Origin of the sequence: Streptomyces fuscigenes (assembly GCF_021556455.1) — a bacterium.
In the GTDB taxonomy this organism is placed as follows: Bacteria; Actinomycetota; Actinomycetes; order Streptomycetales; family Streptomycetaceae; genus Streptomyces; species Streptomyces fuscigenes.
The window spans coordinates 1-7,852 of record NZ_JAKGCV010000265.1 but is presented as its reverse complement, the minus strand read 5'-3'; the positions used below and the strand labels follow the sequence as shown (position 1 = coordinate 7,852).

The 7,852-nt window shown below is 76.6% G+C and carries 5 protein-coding genes; 1 reads left to right on the top strand and 4 read right to left on the bottom strand.

Features of this window, described 5'->3' with window-relative positions:
* Positions 1-760: 760 nt before the first annotated feature.
* A complete protein-coding gene (locus L1885_RS19470) occupies positions 761-2,077 on the top strand; it encodes an MFS transporter (RefSeq protein WP_268984270.1) in 1,317 nt (438 codons plus the stop codon).
* Between the two features lie 246 nt (positions 2,078-2,323).
* Here the strand turns inward: L1885_RS19470 and L1885_RS19465 are convergent, their stop codons facing one another.
* The 4 genes from L1885_RS19465 to L1885_RS19450 all read right to left on the bottom strand — a co-directional run.
* Entirely contained in the window at positions 2,324-3,523 is a 1,200-nt protein-coding gene (locus L1885_RS19465) for a 3-deoxy-7-phosphoheptulonate synthase (protein ID WP_235798439.1), read from the bottom strand.
* Positions 3,520-4,935 (bottom strand): nitrosuccinate lyase, encoded by a 1,416-nt coding sequence (locus L1885_RS19460; protein ID WP_235798438.1) that lies wholly within the window; start codon positions 4,933-4,935, stop codon positions 3,520-3,522. The genes L1885_RS19465 and L1885_RS19460 overlap by 4 nt, the downstream gene beginning before the upstream one ends.
* On the bottom strand, positions 4,932-6,905 hold the full coding sequence (locus L1885_RS19455) for an FAD/NAD(P)-binding protein (protein WP_235798437.1): 1,974 nt from the start codon (positions 6,903-6,905) through the stop codon (positions 4,932-4,934). Before L1885_RS19455 ends, L1885_RS19460 begins: the two co-directional genes overlap by 4 nt.
* A 25-nt stretch (positions 6,906-6,930) precedes the next feature.
* Positions 6,931-7,852: O-methyltransferase (locus L1885_RS19450; protein WP_235798436.1), on the bottom strand; the 922-nt coding region annotated here is incomplete at its 5' end.

Genomic DNA, 7,852 nt, shown 5'->3' with positions numbered 1-7,852 from the left:
AGGAGGGTGTCCTCGCGGAGTTGGTGCGCACCCGGGTCGCGGCCGTCCTCGGCTTCGCCGCCACCGCCGACCGGCTCGGTCCCGACGCGTCGGCGGACCAGCCTTCCGCGCGCTCGGATCCGACGCGCCGGCCGCCCCGAACCCGGACTCCCGCTCCCGACACCGCGCCCGCAGGCCCCCGCCCGGCGCGGCCTCCCGCGGGCCGGGGCGCGCGAGCGTGCCCCGGCGTAATCCGCTGTCGTCGCCGGCCGCGAGGGGCTACCGTTCCGGGACCGAGTGACCCACGAGGAGCTGAGAGACATGCCCGGTCGTTCGGGCGCGCGTTGACGTCGTAGCCGCTCGCCGGCCTGTCATCGCGTGCCGCCCGTGGAGAACGGCACAGCGAGCCTCCCCCTGCCCGGAAACCCGCCGGTGCGCCGCGTCGCGCACCGGGCGGTGGGCAACCGAACTCGGCAACCCTAGGGATCCCGTGCCGTCCGACCGATCCGCCGCGCCCCCGCCGTCGCACCCCTCCCGGCCCTCACCCTCCTCACCCCCCTCACCATGGTCCCGGCCGTCCCGCCCCTCCCGACGATCCCCGGCGCCGGCGGCTTCCCCACCGCCCGCACCGTCCATGTCGCCCGCACCGTCCCCACCTCAGTCCCCACCGCCCGCACCGTCCATGTCGCCCGTACCGTCCCCACCTCAGTCCCCACCGCCCCCGTCCGGGATCCCACCGCAGCCCCCACCGTGCGACGCCGAGCGCGCCGCCCCGCCCGCCCTGTGGCGGGACCGCGGATTCCGCGGGCTCTGGATCGGGCAGAGCGCCTCCCAGCTCGGCGAGAACACCACCCTGGTGGTCCTCCCGCTGATCGCCGTCCTGACACTCGGTCTGGATCCCGGCCGGCTGGGCGTCCTGCGTGCGGTGGGCCAGGCGCCCGCCCTGCTGCTCTCGCTCCTCGCCGGCGCCTGGGTCGACAGGTGGCCGACCCGTACGGTCATGGTGCTGGCCGACGCCGGCCGGGCGGTGGTGCTCGGCGCGGCGGCCGTCGGGGCCCTCCTCGGGGCTCTCGGCCTCCCGGCCCTCCTGGCGCTCGCCTTCGCCGTCGGGGCCCTGTCAGTGTTCTTCGACGTGGCGTACCAGGCGTCGCTCGTGCGCCTGGTGAGGAGCGACCAGCTGCTCCGGGGCAACAGCGCGCTGGAGGGCAGCCGCTCCGCGGCGGGGACCGGCGGTCCCGCCCTCGGCGGCGCGCTGGTGTCCCTGCTGTCGGCGCCGGTCGCCATCGCCTCCGGCGGGCTGCTCTTCGTGCTGTCGTCGCTGTCGATCCGCCGGATCGGCCGCGGCGAGGCGGTACCCGGCCGTACAAAGCGGCCTCCTTCGGTGTCGCGGCGGATCCGGGAAGGCCTCCGATGCGTCGCCGCCGACCCGCTGCTGCGGTCCGCGGGCCTCGCCTCGGCCGTCTTCCAGTTCTCGTTCGCGGCCACGACGACCGCCTACCTGCCTTTCCTGTCCCGGGAGTTGCACCTGCCGGGCACGGTGATCGGTCTCGCCCTCGCGGCGAGCGGGCCGGGCGCGCTGCTCGGCTCCCTGCTGGCCGCCCGGCTGCCCGGCCGCTTCGGTTACGGCCCGGTGCTCGTCACGGCCGCCGTCCTCGGCGACGGCGCGATGCTGTGCGTGCCGGGGCTGCGCGGCGCGTCCCCGGTGGTGGCGGGCGCCGCGCTCCTGGCGGTCAACTTCGTGTTCGGTGCCGGCGGCCAGCTCGTCAACGTCCTGGTCATGGCCGTCCGGGGGACCGTGACCCCGGCCGCGTTGCAGGGCCGCGTGGCCGCGACGATCACCTTCGTCGGCATGGGATCGGCTCCGCTCGGGTCCCTGGTCGGCGGCTTCCTCGCGGGCCGGTGGGGGCTGCGCACCGGCCTCCTGGTCACGGCCGCGGGCATGCTGCTGTCGCCCGCGCTGATGGCGCTCTCGCCCCTGGCACGACTCCGGCGGACGCTGCCGGTGCCGGGGGAGACGCCGGCGGCGCCCACCGACCGCACGGACTCCGCGAAGGGGCGCGACGGCCCGGCCGGCCATCCGGAGGCGGCCAGCACGTGAGACCGCGCGGGGTCCGGCCTTGGCGCCACCGGCACGGCCGGACCCGCCCCTGCGGTCGCCGGGACGCCCCGATCCGGCGTCCACCGAGACGCCGCCGCGCGCCGCACGGAACCGGTACCACTCCCCGTCGTGGCGAGCGTGTACCACCCCCGGCTGCACCGGTACCGCGCGCGGCGTCCGGCCACACCGGCACCGTGCGCGGCGTCAGGCTGCACGCCTCCCGTCGGCCCCCGCCACGGGCCCCCGTCACAGGCCGCCCGTCGGCCTCCCCGCGTACAGTTCGGCCAGCTCGAAGGCCAGGTCCAGGGCCTGCCCGCGGTTCAGCCGCGGGTCGCACGCGCTCTCGTAGCGGTCGGGGACCTGCGCGGGCAGCACCTCGTACGTGCCGCCCACGCACTCGGTGACGTGCTCTCCCGACAGCTCCAGGTGCACACCGCCGGGGTGGGTGCCCAGCGAACGGTGCACCTCGAAGAAGCCCTTGATCTCGTCGAGGACGTCGATCAGCCACCGCGTCTTGTGACCGCTGGGCGCCGTCACGGTGTTTCCGTGCATCGGATCGCACACCCACACCACCCGCGCGCCCGACGCCGTCACCTTCGCCACCAGGTCCGGCAGGACTTCGCGCACGGCGCCCGCACCCATCCGGGCGATGAAGGTGAGCCGGCCGGGCTCGCGGTCCGGGTCGAGCAGGTCGATCAGCGCGAGTGCGTCGTCGGGGGTGGACGAAGGACCCAGCTTCACCGCCACCGGGTTGCGCACGCCGGCGACGAAGTCCAAGTGTGCGCCGTCGAGTTGGCGCGTCCGTTCACCGATCCACACCAGGTGTGCCGACAGGTCGTAGACGCCTGACGGTGTGTCACGTGTGAGGGCGCGCTCGTACTCGAGCACCAGCGCCTCGTGCGCGGTGAAGAACGCGCCGCCCCGTTCGGCCGCGAGGCCGCGCAGGATCTCCAGGGTCCCGGCGGCCCGCTCGTAGCCGCGGCGCAGCCGATCGGGGGCCGGGACTCGTGAACTCATCGTGAATTCCAGGCCGTTGACCAGATCGCCCCGGTATGCGGGCAGGGTGACGCCGTCGCGTGTCTCGTCGGGACGCGAGCGCGGCTTGGCGTACTGCCCCGCCATCCGCCCGAGCTGTACGACGGGCAGCGCGGCCCCGCCGGAGACGACGGCCGCCATCTGGCGGATGGTCCGGTAGGTGCTCTCGATCCGCTCGGGGGTCGTCCCGTCGAACGTCTCGGCGCAGTCGCCGCCCTGGAGCGTCACGGCCGCGCCGCACGCCACCTCGGCGAGGCGGCTGCGCAGCAGGTCGCACTCGGCGGCGGAGACCAGGGCCGGGCGGGCCGCCAGGTCGGCGGCGACGGCGTGCAGCGCCGCGCGGTCGGGCCAGTCGGGCTGCTGGGCGGCGGGGGGATCCGCCGCGAGGGAGGAGGTCGCGGGGCCCGTCATGCCAGGTCCGCCTTTCGGTCGCGAAGGGCGCGGTCGACCAGGGGGCCGGCCGCGCCGAGGTAGCCGGTGGGGTCGGCGAGCCGGGCGATCGCCCCGCCGTCCAGTACGCCGTCCAGTTCCGGCAGGCCGGCGAGGACCGTGCCGAGCGGCAGCCCGTCGCGGTCGGCGAGGACCGACGCGCGGGTCAGCAGGGCCTTCGCCGCGGCCTTGCCGAGGCGCGGGGCGAGCACGGCGGAGACGCGCTCCGAGGTGATCTGGCCGCCGGTCAGCGCGAGGTTGGCCGCCATGCGTTCCGGGTGCACGGTCAGGCCCTCGGCGAGCTCCGCGGCGGTGTGCGCCGCGCCGCCGGCCAGCCGCAGCGCCTCGCGCAGCAGCAGCCACTCGGCGTGCCAGCCCCCGGCGGAGCGCTCGTCCTCCGTGGTCAGGCACTGGGTGAGGCCGGCCGCGAGGACCGGCACCTGGAGCGCGGCGGAACGGATCATGGTGGCGAGCACGGGGTTGCGCTTGTGGGGCATCGCGGACGAGGCGCCCCGGCCCGCGGGGGCCGGTTCGGCGGCCTCGCCGACCTCGGTGCGCACCAGCACCTGGACGTCCGCCGCGAACTTGCCGAGGCCCGCGGCGGTGTGCGCGAGCCCCGCCGCGAGGTCCGCGAGGGGCGTGCGCAGCGCGTGCCAGGGCAGCACGGGCCGCGCGAGCCCCGTCTCGCGCGCGTAGGCGTCGACGAGGCGGTCCAGGTAGTCGCCGGGGCCCGCGGGCCCGACGGCGCCGTCCAGCCGCGCGTACTCCAGGTACCCGGCGAGCGTCCCGGCCGCGCCGCCGAGGGACACCGGCAGGCCCGACGCGCGTACGCGGCCCAGCCGTTCGGCGGAGTCGAGGACGAGGCTGCGCCATCCGGCGGCCTTCAGCCCGAACGTGACCGGCACCGCGTGCAGGGCGAGCGTGCGGCCCGCCATCGGCGTGTCGCGATGGGCGGCCGCGAGCGCCCCCAGCGCCTCCGCGGTCCTCGCCAGATCGGTGAGGACCGGGGCGAGGGCGCGGCGGGCCACCAGCATCGCGCCCGTGTCCAGGATGTCCTGGCTGGTGGAGCCGCGGTGCACGAACTCGGCCGCCGCCGGGTCGCTCGCCGCCACGGCGGCGGCCAGCGCCTGCACCAGGCCGACCACCGGGTTCGCGGTCTCGCGGGCGGCCAGCGCGAGGGCGCGCAGGTCCATCCGGTCGGCCCGCGCGTGCTCCGAAATCACCCGGGCGGCCCCCTCCGGCACCGCGCCGAGCCGCGCCTGGGCGCGGGCGAGCGCGGCCTCGGCGTCCAGCATGGCCTGCAGCCACGCCCGGTCGCCGGTCGCCTCCTCCACTGCCGTCCCGGCCCTGACCGGGGACAGCAGCCCCTGATCCAGGTCGTCCAGCGCGCTCATGCGATCACCTCCGCCTCTTCCAGCGCCGTGTCCTCGCTCGGCCCCGGCACACGGCGCGGGACGACTCGCGCGAGGGACAGTACAGCCCCGGCGATGGCGTCGGAGTCCTCCAGCGTCACCGAGCCGACGCCGGGGCGGATGCCCGCGGCCGTCACCCAGTGGACCGCCTCGGTGGGGACGCCGTACGCGAAGCGGCGCGGGTGCGCCCAGCCGTCGGCGTCGAGCAGCCGGTAGGGCCGCCGCGTCACGGCGAGGCCCCCGCTCTCGTGGACGCCGCCCGCGCCCGGCATGCGGTAGGGGGCGCACTGGCCGGTGCCGAGGAGGTGGCGCAGCAACGGGTCCGCGGTCCGGCGCACGTCGGGTTCGGGCAGCCGCGCCTCGATCAGGGTGGTGGCGCGGCGCGCGCTGCCGGGCACGGCCGGGGACTCCAGGAGGAACGCGGCACCCTCCCCGTCGTCCGGCAGGACGCTCACCCGGGCGCCGGGCCCGGCGATCTCCACGACCCCGGCCTCGATCAGCGCGATCAGCTCGGCGACGCGGGACGCGGGCGGGCCGATGGACAGGAAGGCGTTGAGCGGTGTGTACCAGGCGCCGAGCTCGTCGCGGTAGGAACCGCCGTCCAGGCCGCCGTGGTCGACGGCGAGCCGCACCTCGTTGCGCAGGTCGCGCAGCACGTCCAGGGCCGCCTTGAGCGGTCCCGACACATTGCCGTGGCGGGCCGCGCGCACGTCGTCGGCGAGGTGGCCGAGCAGCCAGCGGCGGAAGTCCACCGGGCCGGCGAACTCCTTGTCCCCGTAGGGCTGCTGGATCGAGCCCCAGTCCCATCGGTCGGCCGGGGACAGGCCCGCCGCGGCGAGCACCGCGGCCCGTTCCTCGTCCGTGCCCGCCCCCAGGTAGCGCGCCGTGAACGACTCGGCCTCCGTGCCGCGCGAGCGCAGCAGCGCGGCGTAGTACACGCTCTCGACCTCGCGGGCGATGAGCGGCCACAGATGGGTGGTGAACCCGATCGACCCGGCCATGGCCGACCGCATCCGCGCGATGCGCGCGGCCGTCAGCAGGCGGGGCTCGTGCCGGCCGTGGGCGCCCTTCTCGTTGTCGCCGCGCGCGTGGTACGGCACTCCCCGCCGCGAACCCGCGTAGATCTTCGGCTCCCGGCCGGAGGGCCGGTAGACCAGCCGGTCCCCGCCCGCGGGTTCGAAGGAGCCGCCGCGCCCGGTGGTGAACTGGGCCATCCAGTCGAAGAAGTTGAGGCCGAGACCGCGCAGGGCGACGGGCTCGCCGGGCGCGATGCCGGCCGCGTCGGCGTCGGCGGGGTTGCCGGGCGGGAGGTAGCGCAGGCCGTGGTCCGCGGCGAAGGAGGCGAGCGCGGCCTCGGCGGACGTGGGGAGCGCGGGCAGGTGCCCGAGTGCCAGTACGACGGCGTCGAGGCCCGTCAGGCGCGTCCCGTCGTCGAGGACGACGACCTGCGGGCCGGCCTGCTCGCCGCGCTCGTCGTCCAGTTCGACGGCGCGTGCCCGGTGCACCCGGATCGTCATGTGGGCGGGGGCCGTGGCGGTCAGCCGGTGGAAGACCCAGGTGAGGTACTGGCCGTAGAAGGCGCGGGTGGGGTAGTCGTCCGGGCCGAGGTCGCGGGCCTCCGCGAGTGTGCTGTCGTCGGCCGTCCCGCCGCCGTCGCGCAGCAGGTCCTTCGCCCACGTGTGGAGGCTCGGACCCTCCTCGACGGGTCCGTCCATCCGAACACTGGCATCGGTGAAGAGGGTGACCTGCGACGCGACCGTGTTCATCAGCAGGTGGCGGGACTGGGTGGTGCGCCAGACGGCCCCCGGGCCCGGGGGAGAGGGGTCGACGACATGGACGGTGAGCCGGTCGCCTGAGGGCGACTTGCGCTCCTTGGCACAGAGCCGTTCGAGCACGGACACCCCGCGGGGGCCGGCCCCCACGACGCAGATGTCCAGATGTCTGCTGTTCACGTGTGGTTCTCCACTCGGCGTGGGGTCAGGAGGACGTCCCCGGGTCCGTGCGGGGAGGCAGGGTCGCACGGGAGGGGTGGGCGAGGCGGCTCGACACTTCGAGGCCGTCGCCGATCGGCAGTGCGAGGGACAGGTAGCGGCCGGAGGAGCGGACCCGGTGCAGGTAGTCGTCCGGCAGCGCGTGCCGGCTGCCCGCCACGACCTGGGTCCCCGGTCGCATCATCGGTTCCAGCAGTTCGAGGGTGGCCCGCCAGGTGTCCGGTCGGCCGCGCAGTACGAGCAGGTCGAGCGGGCCCGGGAGGGACGCGGCCAGGTCGGCGAAGGGCCCGAGGACACGGGCCCACGGTGTGAGTCCGGCCCGTTCGAGCCAGGCACGGGTGCGGCCGGCGGCCGACCGTCCGGGCGCCCGGCACACGAGGTGGCCGGAGCCGTTGTCGCGTACGGCGGCCGCCAGTGGGACGGCGGTGTCGGGCCAGGCGCCACCGTGGTCGACCGTGACACCGGGACGCCTCACCCGCACCAGGGAGTACAGCAGGCCGCCGATGTCCCGGGGCAGGGCCTCGGCGCCCGCCTGCGCCCGCAGGGCGCACAGCAGGGCCCCCACCGCCGGGTCGTCGAGGCCCCCGCCGATCGCGGTGTTCCCGACGGCCCCGGTGTCCCTGCGGGCGGGGCGGGCGGGCCCACCGGCGGTGGGCGCGTCCGTGTGGCGTGCGGCGAGGACGAGAACGGGCCTGCGCGGCTCCGGCCCGGGCGAAGCAGTCGGTGGGGAAGGGGACTCGGGCGCGGACCGCGGAGCGGGTACGAGAGGCGGCGCGCCGTTGCGGGGCGCCGGCTCCGCACTGCCGTGAGCGGGGACCGCGCGGGCGGGACCGCGGGAGGAGGGGTCCGCACCGGAGGCGGACGCCCGGTTCCCGCCGCCCGGCCCGGCGGCCCGGCGGCCCGGGACC

Excerpts from the sequence above, each read along its gene's own strand:
- L1885_RS19465 (WP_235798439.1), bottom strand. The coding sequence starts at position 3,523 with ATGACGGGCCCCGCGACCTCCTCCCTCGCGGCGGATCCCCCCGCCGCC.
- L1885_RS19460 (WP_235798438.1), bottom strand. The coding sequence starts at position 4,935 with ATGAGCGCGCTGGACGACCTGGATCAGGGGCTGCTGTCCCCGGTCAGG.